Source organism: Pseudomonas sp. HMSC063H08 (assembly GCF_001813645.1).
Lineage (GTDB): Bacteria > Pseudomonadota > Gammaproteobacteria > Pseudomonadales > Pseudomonadaceae > Pseudomonas > Pseudomonas aeruginosa.
Genome location: NZ_KV813429.1, coordinates 360,264 through 378,447 on the forward strand (window position 1 = coordinate 360,264; position 18,184 = coordinate 378,447).

Annotated in this window: 15 protein-coding genes; 2 read left to right on the top strand and 13 right to left on the bottom strand. The window is 66.5% G+C overall.

The window, feature by feature from the left end; all coding sequences use genetic code 11:
- Positions 1 to 11 precede the first annotated feature (11 nt).
- Both xcpP and xcpQ read left to right on the top strand, forming a co-directional pair.
- Positions 12 to 719 carry a type II secretion system protein N gene (gene xcpP / locus HMPREF2924_RS13710; RefSeq protein WP_003119750.1) on the top strand — a complete coding sequence of 236 codons (708 nt, stop codon included), beginning with the start codon at positions 12 to 14 and terminating at the stop codon, positions 717 to 719.
- A gap of 4 nt (positions 720 to 723) precedes the next feature.
- Entirely contained in the window at positions 724 to 2,697 is a 1,974-nt protein-coding gene (xcpQ, locus tag HMPREF2924_RS13715; RefSeq protein WP_003130407.1) for a GspD family T2SS secretin variant XcpQ, read from the top strand.
- 94 nt (positions 2,698 to 2,791) lie between these two features.
- Here xcpQ and HMPREF2924_RS13720 read toward each other — a convergent pair whose 3' ends face one another.
- From HMPREF2924_RS13720 to leuB, 13 genes are all read right to left on the bottom strand, one after another.
- On the bottom strand, positions 2,792 to 3,559 hold the full coding sequence (locus HMPREF2924_RS13720; protein WP_003130406.1) for an SDR family oxidoreductase: 768 nt from the start codon (positions 3,557 to 3,559) through the stop codon (positions 2,792 to 2,794).
- Positions 3,556 to 4,767: an O-succinylhomoserine sulfhydrylase gene (locus tag HMPREF2924_RS13725; RefSeq protein WP_003110062.1), complete on the bottom strand. Its 1,212-nt coding sequence runs from the start codon at positions 4,765 to 4,767 to the stop codon at positions 3,556 to 3,558. Before HMPREF2924_RS13725 ends, HMPREF2924_RS13720 begins: the two co-directional genes overlap by 4 nt.
- Positions 4,768 to 4,783: 16 nt before the next feature.
- Positions 4,784 to 6,289, bottom strand: a complete 1,506-nt coding sequence (gene purF, locus HMPREF2924_RS13730; RefSeq protein ID WP_003091383.1) for an amidophosphoribosyltransferase — start codon at positions 6,287 to 6,289, stop codon at positions 4,784 to 4,786.
- A 222-nt stretch (positions 6,290 to 6,511) separates the two neighbouring features.
- Positions 6,512 to 7,054 (bottom strand): CvpA family protein, encoded by a 543-nt coding sequence (locus tag HMPREF2924_RS13735; protein ID WP_003113932.1) that lies wholly within the window; start codon positions 7,052 to 7,054, stop codon positions 6,512 to 6,514.
- A gap of 73 nt (positions 7,055 to 7,127) precedes the next feature.
- Positions 7,128 to 7,775, bottom strand: a complete 648-nt coding sequence (locus HMPREF2924_RS13740) for an SPOR domain-containing protein (RefSeq protein ID WP_011666600.1) — start codon at positions 7,773 to 7,775, stop codon at positions 7,128 to 7,130.
- A gap of 3 nt (positions 7,776 to 7,778) precedes the next feature.
- A complete protein-coding gene (folC, locus tag HMPREF2924_RS13745; protein ID WP_003130562.1) occupies positions 7,779 to 9,068 on the bottom strand; it encodes a bifunctional tetrahydrofolate synthase/dihydrofolate synthase in 1,290 nt (429 codons plus the stop codon).
- The gene (accD, locus tag HMPREF2924_RS13750) at positions 9,065 to 9,937 is read right to left on the bottom strand and encodes an acetyl-CoA carboxylase, carboxyltransferase subunit beta (RefSeq protein ID WP_003104199.1); all 873 of its coding nucleotides are present in this window, start codon (positions 9,935 to 9,937) and stop codon (positions 9,065 to 9,067) included. Before accD ends, folC begins: the two co-directional genes overlap by 4 nt.
- A gap of 268 nt (positions 9,938 to 10,205) precedes the next feature.
- Complete coding sequence (locus HMPREF2924_RS13755) at positions 10,206 to 10,841, bottom strand: phosphoribosylanthranilate isomerase (RefSeq protein ID WP_003091389.1); 636 nt, start codon at positions 10,839 to 10,841, stop codon at positions 10,206 to 10,208.
- Between the two features lie 89 nt (positions 10,842 to 10,930).
- On the bottom strand, positions 10,931 to 11,788 hold the full coding sequence (gene truA, locus HMPREF2924_RS13760) for a tRNA pseudouridine(38-40) synthase TruA (protein ID WP_003091390.1): 858 nt from the start codon (positions 11,786 to 11,788) through the stop codon (positions 10,931 to 10,933).
- A 21-nt stretch (positions 11,789 to 11,809) separates the two neighbouring features.
- The gene (fimV, locus tag HMPREF2924_RS13765) at positions 11,810 to 14,584 is read right to left on the bottom strand and encodes a motility hub landmark protein FimV (protein ID WP_003130552.1); all 2,775 of its coding nucleotides are present in this window, start codon (positions 14,582 to 14,584) and stop codon (positions 11,810 to 11,812) included.
- A 168-nt stretch (positions 14,585 to 14,752) separates the two neighbouring features.
- On the bottom strand, positions 14,753 to 15,763 hold the full coding sequence (locus tag HMPREF2924_RS13770) for an aspartate-semialdehyde dehydrogenase (RefSeq protein WP_003091393.1): 1,011 nt from the start codon (positions 15,761 to 15,763) through the stop codon (positions 14,753 to 14,755).
- A gap of 101 nt (positions 15,764 to 15,864) precedes the next feature.
- The gene (gene asd / locus HMPREF2924_RS13775) at positions 15,865 to 16,977 is read right to left on the bottom strand and encodes an aspartate-semialdehyde dehydrogenase (protein ID WP_003111187.1); all 1,113 of its coding nucleotides are present in this window, start codon (positions 16,975 to 16,977) and stop codon (positions 15,865 to 15,867) included.
- A gap of 69 nt (positions 16,978 to 17,046) precedes the next feature.
- Positions 17,047 to 18,129 (bottom strand): 3-isopropylmalate dehydrogenase, encoded by a 1,083-nt coding sequence (gene leuB / locus HMPREF2924_RS13780; RefSeq protein WP_003091395.1) that lies wholly within the window; start codon positions 18,127 to 18,129, stop codon positions 17,047 to 17,049.
- Between the last annotated feature and the right edge of the window lie 55 nt (positions 18,130 to 18,184).

Here is an 18,184-nt window from a genome sequence, read left to right on the forward strand (position 1 = left end):
AACGAACTGCTATGATCCCTCGGCGATCTTCAGACATAACGATAAAGACCAGGAGTGATGTATTGCCTTTCTCCGGCGCCTCTTCCCGCTGGCTGCAGCGGTACGCCCCGGCCCTTCTGGCTGTTGCCCTGATCATCGCCATGAGCATCAGCCTCGCCTGGCAGGCGGCCGGCTGGTTGCGCCTGCAACGCAGCCCGGTAGCCGTCGCCGCCTCGCCGGTCAGCCACGAGTCGATCCGCAGCGATCCGACCCGCCTGGCGCGCCTCTTCGGCACCAGCGCCCAGGACCCCAACGCCCCGCCACCGGCCACCAACCTCGACCTGGTGCTCAAGGGCAGCTTCGTCCAGAGCGATCCCAAGCTGTCCAGCGCGATCATCCAGCGCCAGGGCGACAAGCCGCACCGCTACGCGGTCGGCGGCGAGATCAGCGACGGCGTGAAGCTGCACGCGGTCTACCGCGACCGCGTCGAACTGCAGCGCGGCGGGCGCCTGGAAAGCCTGCCCTTCCCGCACCGTTCCGGGGGACTGCTGGCCAGCGCGGACGACATTACAAGCGAGAACGACTCGATCGAACAACTGCAAAGCCTGCAGGATGAGAACGCTGCAGCATTGCGCGAGCGCCTGGACGCCTTGCGCCAGCAGATGGAAGCCACGCCCATCGCAGAACCCGCCGAAGAAGACTCGAGCGAGCCCACGACCACGCCTACGGAAAGCGACTGACCCGATGTCCCAGCCTTTGCTCCGCGCCCTGTTTGCCCCTTCCAGTCGTTCGTACGTTCCCGCCGTCCTTCTCAGCCTGGCCCTCGGCATCCAGGCGGCGCACGCCGAAAACAGCGGCGGGAACGCCTTCGTCCCGGCCGGCAACCAGCAGGAGGCGCACTGGACGATCAACCTCAAGGATGCCGACATCCGCGAATTCATCGACCAGATTTCCGAAATCACCGGCGAGACCTTCGTCGTCGACCCGCGGGTCAAGGGCCAGGTCAGCGTGGTCTCCAAGGCCCAGCTCTCGTTGAGCGAGGTCTACCAGTTGTTCCTCTCGGTGATGAGCACCCACGGCTTCACCGTGGTCACCCAGGGCGACCAGGCGCGCATCGTGCCCAACGCCGAGGCCAAGACCGAGGCCGGCGGCGGCCAGAGCGCGCCGGATCGCCTGGAGACGCGGGTGATCCAGGTGCAGCAGAGCCCGGTATCGGAACTCATCCCGCTGATCCGTCCGCTGGTCCCGCAATATGGCCACCTCGCCGCGGTGCCTTCGGCCAACGCGCTGATCATCAGCGACCGCAGCGCCAATATCGCGCGAATCGAAGACGTGATCCGCCAACTCGACCAGAAGGGCAGCCACGACTACAGCGTGATCAACCTGCGCTACGGCTGGGTGATGGACGCCGCCGAGGTGCTCAACAACGCCATGAGCCGCGGCCAGGCCAAGGGCGCGGCGGGCGCCCAGGTGATCGCCGACGCGCGCACCAACCGCCTGATCATCCTCGGCCCGCCGCAGGCGCGCGCCAAGCTGGTGCAACTGGCGCAGTCGCTGGACACCCCGACCGCGCGCTCGGCCAACACCCGGGTGATCCGCCTGCGCCATAACGACGCCAAGACCCTCGCGGAAACCCTCGGCCAGATCTCCGAAGGCATGAAGAACAACGGCGGCCAGGGCGGCGAACAGACCGGCGGCGGCCGACCGAGCAACATCCTGATCCGTGCCGACGAAAGCACCAATGCGCTGATCCTGCTGGCCGACCCGGATACGGTCAACGCCCTCGAGGACATCGTTCGCCAGCTCGACGTGCCGCGCGCCCAGGTATTGGTGGAAGCGGCCATCGTCGAAATCTCCGGCGACATCCAGGATGCCGTCGGCGTGCAATGGGCGATCAACAAGGGCGGCATGGGCGGGACCAGGACCAACTTCGGCAATACCGGGCTGTCCATCGGCACCCTGCTGCAAGCGCTCAAGGACGACAAGCCGCCGGCGCTTCCCGACGGCGCCATCGTCGGTATCGGCAGCAGCAGCTTCGGCGCGCTGGTCACCGCGCTGTCGGCGAACAGCAAGAGCAACCTGCTGTCGACCCCGAGCCTGCTGACCCTGGACAACCAGAAAGCGGAAATACTGGTCGGTCAGAACGTCCCCTTCAATACCGGCTCCTACACTACCAACAGCGAAGGTTCGAGCAATCCTTTCACCACGGTCGAACGCAAGGACATCGGCGTCAACCTCAAGGTCACCCCGCACATCAACGACGGCGCGGCCCTGCGCCTGGAGATCGAGCAAGAAATCTCCTCCATCGCCCCCAGCGTGCAGCAGGTCAGCAACACCGACATCATCACCAACAAGCGCTCGATCAAGAGCACCATCCTCGCCGAGAACGGCCAGGTCATCGTGCTCGGCGGCCTGATCCAGGACGACGTGGTGCAGGCAGAGTCCAAGGTACCGCTGCTCGGCGACATTCCCTGGCTGGGCAAGCTATTCCGCTCGACCAAGGACACTCACACCAAGCGCAACCTGATGGTCTTCCTGCGCCCGACCGTAGTGCTCGACGGCGCAGGCCTGGCGGCGATTTCCGGGAAGAAGTACAGCGACATCCGCGTGCTCGACGGCCGTCGCAGCCCAGAAGGCCGTGGGAGCATCTTGCCGAGCAGCGCCGGACAATTGTTCGACGGTCAGACCGTCGACCTGCGCGACCTGAAAGCGGAGTAACGTTCCTCAGGCTCTCCTGCGAGACAGCGGAGGACAACAAAAAAGGCGCGGCCCCTTGCGGGTCAGCGCCTTTTTCACATCGACATGGCAACACTCAGTCGAGGTAGATCATTTTCCGGGTCATGCCGCCATCGACCAGGAATTCCTGGCCGGTGACGAAACCGGCGTCCTCGGAGAGCAGCCAGGCCACCAGCGACGCGACATCCTCCACCGTTCCGACCCGGCCGACCAGGTGTTGGTCGTGGTCCAGCTCGGTCAGCGGTGCAGCCTCGCGCTCGGCGGCCTCGCGGGTATCGATCCAGCCGGGGCTGAGCGCATTGACACGGATCTCCGGGCCCAGGCTGGCGGCCAGGGCATGGGTCAGCGCCAGCAACCCGCCCTTGCTCGCGGCGTAGGCCTCGGAGTCAGGCTCCGACTGGTGGGCACGAGTCGAGGCGATGTTGACGATGGCGCCGTTGTGCGCGCGTAGATAAGGCGTGCAGTACTTGGCCAGCAGCATCGGACCGGTCAGGTTGACCGCCAGGGTGCGGGTCCACTCGCCGAGGCTCAGCGCCTCCAGCGGCGTATTGCGCGGATTGGCGATGGCGGCGTTGCAGACCAGGCCGTCGAGGCGGCCGAACTGACCGAGCACCTCGGCCACGCTCATCGCCACCTGGCCCTCCTGGGCCACGTCCATGGCCACGAACCAGGCGTGCTCGCCCAGCGCCTCGGCCACCCTGGCACCGCGTTCACGGTCGTTGTCGGCAAGCACTACCTGCCAGCCCTCGGCGATCAGCCAGGCACTGATGCCCAGGCCAATGCCCCGGGCCGCCCCGGTGACCAGGGCGACCTTGCCGTTGCCTCGCAGATTGGGTTCGATCACAGCGCGGCCAGCCCCCGGGCCATGTCGGCCTTGAGGTCGTCGAGATCCTCCAGGCCGACCGCGACCCGGATCAGGCTGTCGCCGATCCCGGCGCGCGCGCGGTCCTCGGGGGACAGCCGACCGTGGGAGGTGGTCGCCGGGTGGGCGATGGTGGTCTTGGTGTCGCCCAGGTTGGTGGTGATCGAGACCATCCGGGTGGCGTCGATGAAGCGCCAGGCGGCATCGCGCCCGCCCTTCACGTCGAAGCTGACGACCGCGCCGAAGCCGCTCTGCTGGCGCCGGGCCAACTCATGCTGAGGATGGCTCTGCAGGCCCGCGTAGTAGACCCGCTCGATGCCCGGCTGGCGCTCCAGCCATTCGGCCAGGGCCAGGGCACTGGCGCTGTGCGCCTGCATGCGGATACGCAGGGTTTCCAGGCCCTTGAGGAACAGCCAGGCGTTGAATGGGCTGAGGGTCGGCCCGGCGGTGCGGAGGAATCCGACCACTTCCTTCATCTGCTCGCCGCGACCGGCGACCACCCCGCCCATGCCCCGGCCCTGGCCGTCGATGTACTTGGTCGCGGAGTGGATCACCACGTCCGCACCGAGCTTCAACGGCTGTTGCAGGGCCGGCGTGCAGAAGCAGTTGTCCACCGCCAGCAGTGCGCCCTTGGCGTGGGCGATCTCGGCCAGCGCGGCGATATCCACCAGCTCGGCCAGCGGGTTGGATGGCGACTCGACGAAGAACAGCTTGGTATTCGGCTTGCACGCCGCCTCCCAGGCCGCGAGATCGCTCAACGGCGGATAGTCGACCTGGATGCCGAAGCGCTTGAAGTACTTGTCGAACAGGCTGATGGTCGAGCCGAACACGCTGCGCGAGACCAGCACGTGGTCGCCGGAGCTGCACAGGCTCATCACCAGGGCGAGGATCGCCGACATGCCCGACGCCGTGGCCACCGCCTGCTCGGCTCCTTCGAGGGCGGCGATGCGCTCCTCGAAGGTGCGTACCGTGGGGTTGGTGTAGCGCGAATAGACGTTGCCCGGCACTTCGCCGGCGAACCGCGCGGCCGCGTCGGCGGCGGTGCGGAAGACGTAGCTGGAGGTGGTGAACAGCGCCTCGCCGTGCTCGCCCTCCGGCGTCCGCCGTTGCCCGGCGCGAACCGCCAGGGTGTCGAAGGCCGCGCCTTCCAGGTCGCTGTCGAGACGCCCGGCATCCCAGTCCTGAGTCATGCCGCTCTCCCCTTTGTCAGTCGTTGTACAGATCGATGATCGCGCTGACCGCCTGGCTCTTGGCCTTGGTCGCATCGTTGCGCGCCTGTTCGATCCGGTTCAGGTAGGCCTCGTTGACGTCGCCGGTCACGTACTCGCCGTCGAACACGGCGCAGTCGAAGTGATCGATCTTGATCTTGCCGCCGCCGACCGCATCGATCAGGTCGGGCAGGTCCTGGTAGACCAGCCAGTCGGCGCCGATCAGCTTGCTGACGTCCTCGGTGCTGCGATTGTGCGCGATCAGCTCGTGCGCACTCGGCATGTCGATGCCGTAGACGTTGGGGTAGCGCACGGCCGGCGCGGCGGAGCAGAAGTAGACGTTCTTCGCCCCGGCCTCGCGGGCCATCTGGATGATCTGCTTGCAGGTGGTGCCGCGGACGATGGAGTCATCCACCAGCATCACGTTCTTGCCGCGGAACTCCAGCTCGATGGCGTTGAGCTTCTGCCGCACGGATTTCTTCCGCGCCGCCTGGCCGGGCATGATGAAGGTGCGGCCGATGTAGCGGTTCTTGACGAAGCCCTCGCGGAACTTCACGCCGAGCCGGTTGGCCAGTTCCAGCGCCGCGGTGCGGCTGGTGTCCGGGATCGGGATGACCACGTCGATGTCGTGGTCGGGACGCTCGCGGAGGATCTTGTCGGCAAGCTTCTCGCCCATGCGCAGGCGCGCCTTGTACACCGAGATGCCGTCCATGATCGAATCCGGACGCGCCAGGTAGACGTGCTCGAAGATGCACGGCGCGTATTTCGGCGCCTTGGCGCACTGGCGGGTGTAGAGCTTGCCTTCCTCGGTGATGTATACCGCCTCGCCCGGCGCCAGGTCGCGGATCAGGGTGAAGCCGAGTACGTCCAGGGCCACGCTCTCGGAGGCGATCATGTATTCGACGCCATTCTCGGTATGCCGCTGGCCGAAGACGATCGGACGGATCGCATTGGGGTCGCGGAAACCGACGATGCCGTGGCCGGTGATCATCGCCACCACCGCGTAGCCGCCGACGCAACGGTCGTGCACGCAGGAAACCGCGGCGAAGATGTCCTCCTCGGTGGGCTGCAGCTTGTTGCGCACCGCCAGCTCGTGGGCGAACACGTTGAGCAGCACTTCCGAATCGGAGTTGGTGTTCACGTGGCGCAGGTCGGATTCGTAGATTTCCTTGGCCAACTGCTCTACATTGGTCAGGTTGCCGTTGTGCGCCAGGGTGATGCCGTAGGGCGAGTTGACGTAGAACGGCTGCGCTTCCGCCGAGCTGGAGCTGCCGGCGGTCGGGTAACGCACATGGCCGATGCCGACGCTGCCGATCAGGCGCTGCATGTGGCGCTGCTGGAAGACGTCGCGGACCAGGCCGTTGTCCTTGCGCAGGTACAGCTTATCGTCATGGCAGGTGACGATACCGGCAGCGTCCTGGCCGCGATGTTGGAGGACGGTGAGCGCGTCATACAGCGCCTGATTGACGTTCGACTTGCCCACGATACCGACGATGCCACACATGTGACGCAACCCCTACTTGGCTCAAGCTGGAAAGATGGGAAGCGCGATCGGTCCGTCCCGGACCATCGAGCTGACCAGGGCCTCGTGGGCCGCTGGCTCCCGCGAATCGGCGACCTTCGCCGCCGACTGGCTCGCGGCACGTCCTGTGCCGCCGGCGCCGCGCCATCGACGCGCCGCCCTGGAAAACCGCGGGACCCGGCCTCGGCCAGTGTCCCGCCAAAATCACTGGCTGGGAAGCAGCCCGCCGATGCCGCTCGGCGGCGTTATCGGCGCGGCCGGCAACCACTGGCCGGCGAAACCGAGAATGAAGTTCTTCGACCAGTCGGCAACCATCAGGAAATGCGGCATCAGCACCGACTGCTGCCACCAAGGGTCCTGCTGTACCGGGGCCAGGCTGAGCAGGCCGACCAGCAGCACGACCAGCAGTACGCCGCGCGCACCGCCGAAGACCATGCCGAGGAAGCGGTCGGTGCCGGACAGGCCGGTGACCCGGATCAGTTCGCCGATGAGGTAGTTGACCAGCGCCCCGAGCAGCAGGGTCGCGATGAACAGCAGCGCGCAGGCTGCGATGATGCGGGCCGAGGGGGTCTGGATGTATTCGCCCAGGTGCTGCGCCAGCGCCCCGCCGAACATCCAGGCCACCGCGCCGGCGACTATCCAGGTAAGCAGGGACAAGGCTTCCTTGACGAAGCCGCGACTCAGACTGATCAGGCTGGAAACGACGATGATGGCGACCATCGTCCAATCGACCCAGGTAAATGCCACTATGCAGCCCACAAGCAGAAAAGGCGCTGCATTTTAGCAGAGCGCGCCCGCGACGGTAAGCCGCGGGTCGCGGTCAACCGCGTTCCGGCTGGAAGCGCACGACGAAGCCGTTGAGCTTCTGCTGCTTGCTCAACTGGTCGCGCAGGCGATCCGCCTCGGCGCGCTGGATCACCGGCCCGACGAAGACCCGGTTCATCCCGTCGAAGCTGCGGATGTAGGCGTTGTAGCCCTGGGAGCGCAGGGTCTTCTGCAGTTCCTCGGCGCGCGCCCGGTTGGACAGGCTGGCAAGCTGTACCGACCAGCTCTGCGGCAGGTTGTTGGCGTCCAGGCGCTTCTCCGCGGGCGGCGGGCTCGGCGGCGCAGCGGGCGGTTGCGGCTGGCTTGGCGGCGGGCTGGCGGCCGGCGCCTGGGTCTGGGCAGGCGGCGGGGTCGCCGGCAGGCCGCCGATCGGCTGGCTGGGCTGGCCGGCGGCGGCCGGGGAGCCTTCCTCGACGATCTCGGGAGCGATGTCTTCTTCGCCGGGCTGCAGTTCCGGCACCTCGGTCGGCTGCACCTCGACACTGGGCATGGCCGGCGCTTGCGGGCGCGGCGGCGCTTCCACCACGACCTGGCGCGACTCGTCTTCGCGGGTGAACAGCATCGGCAGGAAGATCACCGCCAGGGCGATCAGCACCAACGCCCCGACGATGCGCTGCTTCAGCCCTCTTTCCAGCAAGGCCATGGTTTACTCCCCCTTATCCGTTCTACGGGCCAGCCACTCCAGGCCTTCGGCCACGCTATAGAACGATCCGAACAGCAGAATGACATCATCCGCGGCAGCCTTGGCGCACTGCGCGTCCAGGGCAGCGGCGATATCCGCATGGCTGCTCGCCGGAACCTGGCGCAGGATCAGCGCCGCCTCCAGCTCCGCGGCCGGCCGCGAACGCGGGGTCGGCAACGGTGCAACGGCCCAATCCTGCACCAAGCCGGTCAAGGGTTCCAGTACGCCATCCAGGTCCTTGTCCGCCAGCAGGCCGAAGACCGCCAGGTAGCGTCCTCGTGGCGCTGCGGCACGCAGGCGTTGCGCCAGGTACTGGGCGGCCTGGGGATTGTGCCCGACGTCCAGCAGGAGCTGGCGTGACTGGCCGTTCCAGGACAGGTCGCGGCGATCGAGGCGACCGGTCACCCGGGTCCGCCGCAGCGCCTCGGCCAGGCGCTCCGCCTGCCAGGGCAACTCGAGCAACGCGTAGGCCTGCAGGGCCAGCGCGGCGTTTTCCATGGGCAACTCGAGCAACGGCAGATCGTGCAGCGCCAGCGCCTGGCCGTCCGCGGCCAGCCCGCGCCAGTGCCAGCCATGATCGGCGAGCGCCAGGTCGTAGTCGCGACCGCGCAGGTAAAGCGGTGCCCCCAGCGCAGCCACCTGCTCCAGCAATGGCTGCGGGGGATCGAGATCGCCGCACAGGGCCGGTTTGCCGGCGCGCAGGATACCGGCTTTCTCGAAAGCCACGCTTTCGCGGGTATCGCCCAGCCACTCGGCATGGTCCAGGCCGATGCTGGTGATCAGCGCCAGGTCGGCGTCGATCAGGTTGACCGCATCCAGGCGCCCGCCAAGGCCGACTTCCAGCACCGCGAAGTCCAGCCCGGCGCGCTCGAACAGCCAGAAGGCGGCCAGCGTGCCCATTTCGAAATAGGTCAGGGAAATCTCGCCGCGTGCGGCCTCCACCGCGGAGAAGGCGTCGCACAGTTGCGCATCGCCGGCCTCGATGCCGTCGATCCGCACCCGCTCGTTGTAGCGCAGCAGGTGCGGCGAGCTGTAGACCCCGACCGACAACCCCTGCTCACGCAGCAGCTCGGCGAGCAGGGCGCAGGTAGAGCCCTTGCCGTTGGTCCCGGTAACGGTGACCACGCGTTTCGCCGGCCTTCCCAGGCCGAGCCGGCGCGCTACCTCGCGGGAACGCTCCAGGCCCATGTCGATGGCCGTCGGATGGAGTTGTTCGAGATAGCTCAGCCAATCGGCCAGGGAACGCTGGGTCATGCGGATACGGGGCTCGGCGAATGAGTGAAGGCCGACAGCAGATTGGCCAGGCGCGGCCGCAACTCGGCACGATGCACGATCATGTCGATGGCGCCATGCTCGAGGAGGAACTCGCTACGCTGGAAGCCTTCCGGCAGCTTCTCGCGGACGGTCTGCTCGATCACGCGGGGACCGGCGAAGCCGATCAGCGCCTTGGGTTCGCCGACGATCACGTCGCCGAGCATCGCCAGGCTGGCGGAAACGCCGCCGTAGACCGGGTCGGTCAATACCGAGACGAACGGGATGCCTTCTTCGCGCAGGCGCGCCAGGACCGCCGAAGTCTTGGCCATCTGCATCAGCGAGATCAGCGCTTCCTGCATGCGCGCGCCGCCGGAGGCGGAGAAGCAGATCAGCGGGCAGCGCTTCTCCAGGGCGACGTTGGCCGCGCGAACGAAGCGCTCGCCGACGATGGCGCCCATCGAACCGCCCATGAAGGAGAACTCGAAGGCGCAGGCGACCACCGGCATACCCTGCAGCTTGCCGCTCATGGCGATCAGCGCGTCCTTCTCGCCGGTGTCCTTCTGTGCCGCGGCGAGGCGATCCTTGTACTTCTTGCTGTCGCGGAATTTCAGGCGGTCCACCGGCTCGAGGTCGGCACCCAGCTCCTCGCGACCGTCCTCATCGAGGAAGATGTCCAGGCGGGTACGCGCGTTGATGCGCATGTGGTGGTCGCACTTCGGGCAGACATCCAGGGTCTTTTCCAGCTCCGGACGGTACAGCACGGCTTCGCAGGACGGGCATTTGTGCCACAGGCCTTCCGGTACCGAACTCTTCTGGGACTCGGAACGCATGATGGAAGGGATCAGCTTGTCTACCAGCCAGTTGCTCATGCTCTTTGTTCTCCAGTGCAAGGTCGGGATGGCCGCACCGATCCGGTGACGGCGTCCCTGAGCAAATTCATCTTCGTGACCGCCGGCAGCGGTGGGCCCCACGGCTACGAAACGTTTCGCGGCCTGTCCCATCCCCCGCCTGCGCGGTCACCTGGGCGATACCCGGCGAGCGGCTATCGCGAAATATCTGGCCTCCCTATCGGCGGCCGGGCGTTGTCGCGGAAACGGCGACACGCTAGTGGACGGCGGCGGGCCGCCCGTCGTCACATCATGTCTCGTCGCGGCGCCGCGAACGCACCGCGTCCACGAACGCGCGGACCCTCGCCGCATCCTTGATTCCCTTGCTCGCCTCGACGCCACCACTGACGTCCACCGCGTAGGGCTTGACCTGCTCGACTGCCCTGCCGACGTTATCCGGCGTCAGACCGCCGGCCAGCACCAGGGGTTTGCCCAGGTCGGCCGGCACCAGCGACCAGTCGAACGCCGCCCCCGTGCCGCCGGGCACGCCTTCCACATAGGTATCCAGGAGAATCCCGGCAGCTCCCGGATATGCCGCCGCGCGCCCGACGATGTCGTCGCCGGGCTTCATCCGCAGGGCTTTCAGGTAGGGTCGCCGATGTCCCTCGCAGTCCTCGGCGCGCTCGTCGCCATGGAATTGCAGTAGGTCCAGCGGCACCGCATCGAGAATCTCGCCCAGTTCGCAGCGGCTGGCGTTGACGAACAGGCCGACGCTGGTCACGAACGGCGGCAGGGCACGAACGATTTCCCGCGCCCGATGGATATCCACCGCCCGCGGGCTCTTCGCATAGAACACCAGGCCGATGGCATCGGCGCCCGCCGCGGCGGCGGCCAGGGCGTCCTCGACTCGGGTGATACCGCAGATCTTGATGCGAACGGCTGGCAACGACGGAGAATCCTCGGCGAGTGAGCGACGAACCGCCGGACGGCCGGTCCGGCGGGAATTCTCGATGGTAGCAAAAGCCCGATTCGACGTCAGCCGACGATATCGGGCAATCCGGAAAGGAAATGCGGCCCCAGGTAGCGCTCGGGCAACTCGAACTCCCCGGGGTACTCCACCCGCACCAGATAGAGTCCGTAGGGGTGCGCGGTGACCCCACCGGCGCGCCGGTCGCGCGCCTCGAGCACCTCCTTCGCCCATTCGATCGGCCGCTCGCCGGCACCGATGGTCATCAGGACGCCAGCGATGTTGCGCACCATATGGTGAAGGAAAGCGTTACCGCGGATGTCCAGCACGATCAACCGACCATGCTCCAGCAAGCGCACGTGATGCATGGTCTTGACCGGCGACTTGGCCTGGCACTGCACCGCCCGAAACGAGGTGAAGTCATGGGTGCCGACCAGTACCTGGGCCGCCTCGCGCATCCGCCCGATATCCAGCGGCCGATGGTTCCAGGTGACCTCCTCGGCCAGGTGCGCCGGGCGGATCGGATCGTTGTAGATGGCGTAGCGATAGCGCCGGGCCATGGCCGAGAAGCGCGCGTGGAAATGCGCCGGCATCACTCTCGCCCAGGTCACACTGATATCCGCGGGCAGGTTGGCGTTGGTGCCCATCACCCATGCTTTCAACGGGCGCTCCACCGCGGTGTCGAAATGCACCACCTGGCCGCTGGCATGAACGGCAGCGTCGGTACGGCCGGCGCAGATCACCCCGACCGGCTCGGCGGCAACCTTCGACAAGGCGCGCTCCAGCGCTTCCTGCACGGAAGGCACGCCGGCTTCCTGGCGCTGCCAGCCACGATAGCGGGAGCCCTTGTACTCGATGCCGAGGGCGATTCTGGAAACGCCAGCGGCAGCCGATTCGGCTGCCGCTGGCGGAACAACATCGTTCATGAGGGTCGCTTCATTTCCGGATCAGGCCAGGCGCTCCAGCAACTCGCGGGCTTCCGCCTGCTGGCTGTCGTTACCTTCGGCCAGGACTTCGTCGAGGATATCGCGCGCGCCTTCGCTATCGCCCATGTCGATGTAGGCGCGAGCCAGATCCAGCTTGGTCGCCGCTTCGTCGGCACCGGAGAGGAAGTCGAAGTCATCGTCGGCGTCTCCGTCCAGGGCGGAGGCGACCGCTGCATCCTCGGCGGAGAAACTCGGCGCCGCGCTCTTCGGCTCGTCAAGGTTGCTGGCCAACTCGTCCAACTGCGCACTCACCTCGTCCAACTGGGCGGCGAAACTGTCCTCGCCCTTCTCCGGAGCGGCCGGCTCCGTCGGCTCGTCGGCCAGCGACAGGTCGAAGTCGTCCGGCAGGGACAACGCCGGCTCTTCGGCAGCCTCGGTATCGAGGGTGAATTCGTTGTCGGCGGGCGCCGCGGCGGGCACCTCGTCGTTCAGCGAAAGCAGGAAGTCGTCGTCCGAAAGCTTGTCTTCCGGCGCATCGAGATCCAGGGAGAAATCGCCCAGGTCGTCATGCTTGGGTTGGCTCGGAGTCTCTGCCAACTCCGCGAAATCCAGGCCGAAGTCGAGATCGTCGACAGGCTTGTCCGCCGCGGTCGAGGCCGCCAGGTCCAGATCGCTGTCCAGGGTCAGGTCGTCCAGCGCCCCGCTGTCGGACTTGAGATCGGCCTGCACGTCGTCGCTGCCAAGATCGCCGCCGCCCAGGTCGTCCAGGCTCAGGTCGAAGGCGTCGTCGAGATCCTGTCCTGCCGCATCCGGCTTGGCCGCGTGACCGCTGTCGTCGAGCGACAGGTCGTCGAGGCTGAAGCTATCCAGCTCGTCCTGCGCCAGCTTGGCGCCGGCCAGGCCGGCAACCGCGGCGACCGCGACCATTGCCGGGTAGCGCGACTTGAGCTGCTCGACCTGCGGCTGTGCGCCGCCGATTTCGCGCAGCTCGTTTTCCTGGCGAGCGAAACCTTCGCGATCGCCCATCTCGGCATAGACTTCCATCAGCTTGAGGCGCAGGTCGGTGCGCTGCGGCTCGTCGTAGATGGCGTTCTGCAACAGTTCGGCGGCCTGGTTGAAACGCCCGTAGGCGATATAGATGTCGGCCTCGCCCAGCGCATCGGAAGTCTGCGCAGTGGTCTTCTCGACCTGCGGCGCGACGGCTGCGACCTGCGGTTCAGGCTCGTCGAGGGTCAGGTCGTCGAAGCCGTCCTTTCCCAGGTCCAGCGCATCCTCCTGTTCCTCGCCGGCATCCGCGGCGAAAGCCTGGGCTTCTTCCTTCTCTTTCTGCGCATTGCGCCGCGACAGGATCATCAGCAGCACCAGCAACGCCAGCAGTGCGCTACCGCCGATCACCGCCAACCACAGCGGGTTGGCCAGCAGTTCGTCGAGGAAGCTCGGTGCCGGCTGCTCTGCCGCCTGAACCGGAGCGGGCGCCGGAACGGCAGGTGCCGGAGGCTTCTCGGCAGCTGGCGCGGGCGGCGGCGCCACCGGAGGCTGCGCCGGAGCGGCGGGTGCTTCTCCGGCCGGAGCAGGAGTCGGCGCTGCCGCAGCGGGAGTCCCGGGCTGAGCCGGCGCCTGCGCTGCTGCATTGGGCTGGGACGCATCCGGCAGGGCTGCGTTCGGCTGGGCTGCGCCCTGGCCTTCGGCGCCCAACTGCCCTTGCAGCTTGGCCAACTGGGCGTCCTTCAACTGGATCAACTTCTGCAGCTTGTCCAGCTGGCTCTGCAGATCCTGCATGCGGCTCTGCAGTTCTTCGTTCTCGCGGCGAGTGCTATCGAGGCTTTCCTTGGTCACCGCCAGGGTATCGGCGATCGCCTTGCTGTCGCCCTTCCCGCCCTTGTCGGCACCCTTGCTGGCCTTGCCCTCGCCAGACACCAGGCGCAGGTTGTCCGTGGCGTCGACCTTGGATGGCGCCGACCCGGCGGCATTGCGCTGGGTCGCATCCAACTGCCTGGCGCCAGCGCTGCCCGCGGCCGGATTGCGGCTGCCGCGCCAGCTCTGGTTCTGCGCCTGCACCTGGGACAGCGCCTCGCGCGGCGAGCGCTCCAGCATCTGCTGTTCGGTGGGAATGCGCAGGACCTGGCCGCTCTTCAGCCGGTTGATGTTGCCATCGACGAAGGCGCCCGGATTCAGTTCCTGGAACGCAAGCATCGCCTGGGGTACGGAAACGCGATCGGTACGGTTGCGCTGGGCGATCTCCCAGAGCGTGTCGTTGGAAACGGTGCGATAGGTGTCGCTGCCTGCCGGCGCGGTGGTACGCACCGGAGCCGGCGCCTGCGGGGCTCGCGGGGCGCCGGTCGCGCGCGGCGCGCTGACCGGCGCTTGCGGAGCGCTTGCCGCGGCCTGCGGGGAGTACAGCGGCGGATCCAGCAGGACGGTGTACTCGCGCAGCAGGCGGCCATTCGGCCAGAGCACCTGGACCAGGAAGTTCAGGTAGGGCTCCTGCACCGGCTTCGACGAGGTCACGCGAATGACGCTCTTGCCGTTGGGCTTCACCACCGGCGTGAACTTCAGGTCGGTGAGGTAGTACAGGCGATCGACGCCCGCCTTGCTGAACTCTTCCGGCGACGCCAGGCTCGGGATCACCTCGCCCGAACCCAGGTCACGAACTTCGAGCAGCTCGATCTCGGCATCCAACGGTTGGTTCAACGCCGACTTCAGGGTGATTTCCCCCAGTCCCAATCCATGCGCCATGCCGGAAGTCAGGACCGAGGCCGCCGCGATTGCCCGAACCAGTGTACGAAGCCGAACCATAGTGTAATCCCTTGGTTTTAATATCTTTTCTCGTTTCACGAGAGGGAGTGCGTCGGTGCTTGCTGTCCGCTCGCCCAGCCATGCATGGACGGACGCTCCCCGGCAGCAGCGGATCGAACCAGTATTAACAAGCTCGAATAATTCTACAAATCTGTGGGTAAGTATCTTTTACAGATAGTGTTTTATCAACAACTCACCCAGGAGCACGGCATTCAGCGCGGCACCTTTTCGCACATTATCAGACACAATCCACAAATTGACCTGACAGGGATCAGCCTGCCCCGCCCTCACCCGGCCGACATAGGTCTCGTCCTGGCCGAGGGCATCGCCGACCACCGTCGGATAATCGCCCTCGCCGACCCATTCGATACCTTTCGTCGCATCGAGGACCCGCGTCACCGCGGCCAGGTCCACCGGTTCCGCGCACTGCAGGGTCACGCTGAGGCTATCGCCGAAGAATACCGGCGCCTGGATGCAGGTAACGTTCAACGGTCCGATACGCTCGCCAAGCAAGGCCTGCACCTCCGCGAAGATGCGCCGCTCGATGGCGCTGTGCCCCTCGCCATCCACCGCGCCGACCTGCGCCAGCAGGTTGAAGGCGATCTGGCGGTCGAAGAGACGCGGCTCCAGGGGGCGCGCATTGAGCAGTTCGGCGGTCTGCCGGGCGAGTTCCTTCACCCCTTCGCGCCCCAGGCTGGAGACGGAGAGGCAGGCTGTCAGGTTCAGTTGCCGGCAATCCAGCGTGGCCAGGAGTGGCGCCAGCACTTCGCACAGTTCGGCGGCTACGGCGCAAGGACTGGACAAAAGGAACGGCGCCGCTTGCGAGGCCAGGCGTTCGGCATTCACCGAAACCATGACCGGCGGTGCGACGCTCGGTTCCAGGGCGCCGCTCAGGTCGATCACCGAACAACCCGCCGCGCGGGCGCGCTCGGCATGGGCACGCGACACCTCGGCTGCCGCGGCGAAGAAGGCCAGGCCGACACTGGAAAAATCGAAGCTATCGACATCGCCGACGCGCAGGCTGCTTTCGGCGAAACCCATGCGCTGCCCGGCCGACTCGGCGCTGGCCAGCAGGTGCAGACGATGAAGCGGGAAGTCGCGTTCGTCGAGGAGACCGACCAGAGCCTCGCCAACCGATCCGGTGGCGCCTACGACTGCGACATTGAGGGGCTGGGACATGGGAAAAGCCTCGGCGGTCTGCGAAATAGGCGTGGCACTTTACTTGCCCACCTTCGCCCAGGCAATCGAGGCGCCGCCCATTGCGGGCGGCGCCGGATCGATCAGCGCTCCAGCAGGATGCGCAACATGCGCCGCAGCGGCTCGGCAGCGCCCCACAGCAACTGGTCGCCGACGGTGAAGGCGCCGAGATACTGGGAGCCCATGTTCAGCTTGCGCAGGCGCCCGACCGGAACGCTCAGGGTGCCGGTGACGGCGGCCGGGGTCAGCTCGCGCACGCTTACCTCGCGGTGGTTCGGCACCAGCTTGACCCAGGGATTGTGCTGGCTGATCAGGCCCTCGATGTCGGTCAGCGGCACATCCTTGTTCAACTTGATGGTCAGCGCCTGGCTGTGGCAACGCATGGCGCCGACGCGCACGCAGATACCGTCGACCGGGATCGGGTTCTTGAAGCGGGCGAGGATCTTGTTGGTCTCCGCCTGGGCCTTCCACTCTTCGCGGCTCTGCCCGTTGGGCAGTTCCTTGTCGATCCAGGGGATCAGGCTGCCGCCCAGCGGCGCGCCGAAATGCTCGGTGGGGAAGGCTTCGCTGCGCAGGGTCTCCGCCACCTTGCGGTCGATGTCGAGGATCGCGCTGGCCGGGTTGGCCAGGTCATCCGCCACCGATGCATGGGCGGCGCCCATCTGCTTGAGCAGTTCACGCATGTTCTGCGCACCGGCGCCGGAGGCGGCCTGGTAGGTCATGGCACTCATCCACTCGACCAGGCCGGCGTCGAACAGCCCACCCAGGGCCATCAGCATCAGGCTGACGGTGCAGTTGCCGCCGATGTAGTTGCGGGTGCCGGCGTCCAGAGCCTGGTCGATGACCTTGCGGTTGACCGGGTCGAGGACGATCACCGCGTCGTCTTCCATGCGCAGGCTGGAGGCGGCATCGATCCAGTAGCCCTGCCAGCCGGCCTCACGCAGCTTGGGGAATACTTCGCTGGTGTAGTCGCCGCCCTGGCAGGTCAGGATCACGTCGAGGGTCTTCAGCTCGTCGATGCTGTAGGCGTCCTTCAGCGGAGCGATGTCCTTGCCCACTTCCGGGCCCTGGCCACCGACGTTCGACGTGGTGAAGAACACCGGCTCGATCAGGTCGAAGTCCCGCTCTTCCAGCATCCGCTGCATGAGTACGGAACCCACCATCCCGCGCCAACCGATCAGACCTACACGCTTCATCGCAACTACACCTATATGAGAGAAGTGAGCTGGCCGGCAGCCATCATGGCGCCGGCCAAGCCCGTCAGATTACAGATTCTTGAGTGCCGCGACTACGGCATCGCCCATTTCCCGGGTGCCGACCTTGCGGCAGCCTTCGGACCAGATGTCGCCGGTGCGCAGCCCCTGGTCGAGGACCTTGCTCACCGCCTGCTCGATGGCGTCGGCGGCGGTCGCCTGGCTGAAGCTGTAGCGCAACATCATCGAGACCGAGAGGATGGTCGCCAACGGGTTGGCGATGCCCTGACCGGCGATGTCCGGGGCGGAACCGTGGCAGGGTTCGTACATGCCCTTGTTGTTCGCGTCGAGCGAGGCAGAAGGCAGCATGCCGATGGAACCGGTCAGCATGGAAGCCTCATCCGACAGGATGTCGCCGAACATGTTGTCGGTGACCATCACGTCGAACTGCTTGGGCGCGCGCACCAGCTGCATGGCGGCGTTGTCCACGTACATATGGGAAAGCTCGACGTCCGGGTAGTCCTTCGCCACCTCTTCCACCACTTCCCGCCACAGCTGGCTGGAGGCGAGGACGTTGGCCTTGTCCACCGAGCAGAGCCTGTTGTTGCGTACGCGGGCCATGTCGAAACCGACGCGGGCGATACGACGGATTTCGCTCTCGCTGTAAGGCAGGGTGTCGTAGGCCTGGCGCTCGCCGTTCTCCAGCACGCGCTGCTCGCGGGGCTGGCCGAAGTAGATGCCGCCGGTCAGTTCGCGGACGATGAGGATGTCCAGCCCGGCGACCACTTCCGGCTTCAGGCTGGAGGCCGCGGCCAGTTGCGGATAGAGGATGGCCGGACGCAGGTTGGCGAACAGGCCCAGTTGCGAGCGGATCTTCAGCAGGCCGCGCTCGGGACGGATATCGCGTTCGATCCTGTCCCATTTCGGCCCTCCTACCGCGCCCAGCAGCACCGCATCGGCCTGGCGCGCGCGCTGCAGGGTCTGGTCGGCCAGCGGCACGCCGTGCTTGTCGATGGCCGCGCCACCGATGACGTCCTCGGCCAGTTCGAAGCCGAGCTGGAACCTGTCGTTGGCCAGCTCCAGCACCTTGACCGCTTCCGCCATGATTTCCGGACCGATACCGTCACCGGGGAGAACCAGGATCTGCTTGCTCATAACACCCTCTTGTCCTTCATTCATTGAACGGCGGGCATGCGCCGCCGTGATCGAA

Excerpts from the sequence above, each read along its gene's own strand:
- asd (WP_003111187.1), bottom strand. The coding sequence starts at position 16,977 with ATGAAGCGTGTAGGTCTGATCGGTTGGCGCGGGATGGTGGGTTCCGTA.
- accD (WP_003104199.1), bottom strand. The coding sequence starts at position 9,937 with ATGAGCAACTGGCTGGTAGACAAGCTGATCCCTTCCATCATGCGTTCC.
- xcpQ (WP_003130407.1), top strand. The coding sequence starts at position 724 with ATGTCCCAGCCTTTGCTCCGCGCCCTGTTTGCCCCTTCCAGTCGTTCG.
- truA (WP_003091390.1), bottom strand. The coding sequence starts at position 11,788 with ATGAACGATGTTGTTCCGCCAGCGGCAGCCGAATCGGCTGCCGCTGGC.
- leuB (WP_003091395.1), bottom strand. The coding sequence starts at position 18,129 with ATGAGCAAGCAGATCCTGGTTCTCCCCGGTGACGGTATCGGTCCGGAA.
- xcpP (WP_003119750.1), top strand. The coding sequence starts at position 12 with ATGATCCCTCGGCGATCTTCAGACATAACGATAAAGACCAGGAGTGAT.
- folC (WP_003130562.1), bottom strand. The coding sequence starts at position 9,068 with ATGACCCAGCGTTCCCTGGCCGATTGGCTGAGCTATCTCGAACAACTC.
- HMPREF2924_RS13725 (WP_003110062.1), bottom strand. The coding sequence starts at position 4,767 with ATGACTCAGGACTGGGATGCCGGGCGTCTCGACAGCGACCTGGAAGGC.
- fimV (WP_003130552.1), bottom strand. The coding sequence starts at position 14,584 with ATGGTTCGGCTTCGTACACTGGTTCGGGCAATCGCGGCGGCCTCGGTC.
- HMPREF2924_RS13740 (WP_011666600.1), bottom strand. The coding sequence starts at position 7,775 with ATGGCCTTGCTGGAAAGAGGGCTGAAGCAGCGCATCGTCGGGGCGTTG.
- purF (WP_003091383.1), bottom strand. The coding sequence starts at position 6,289 with ATGTGTGGCATCGTCGGTATCGTGGGCAAGTCGAACGTCAATCAGGCG.
- HMPREF2924_RS13770 (WP_003091393.1), bottom strand. The coding sequence starts at position 15,763 with ATGTCCCAGCCCCTCAATGTCGCAGTCGTAGGCGCCACCGGATCGGTT.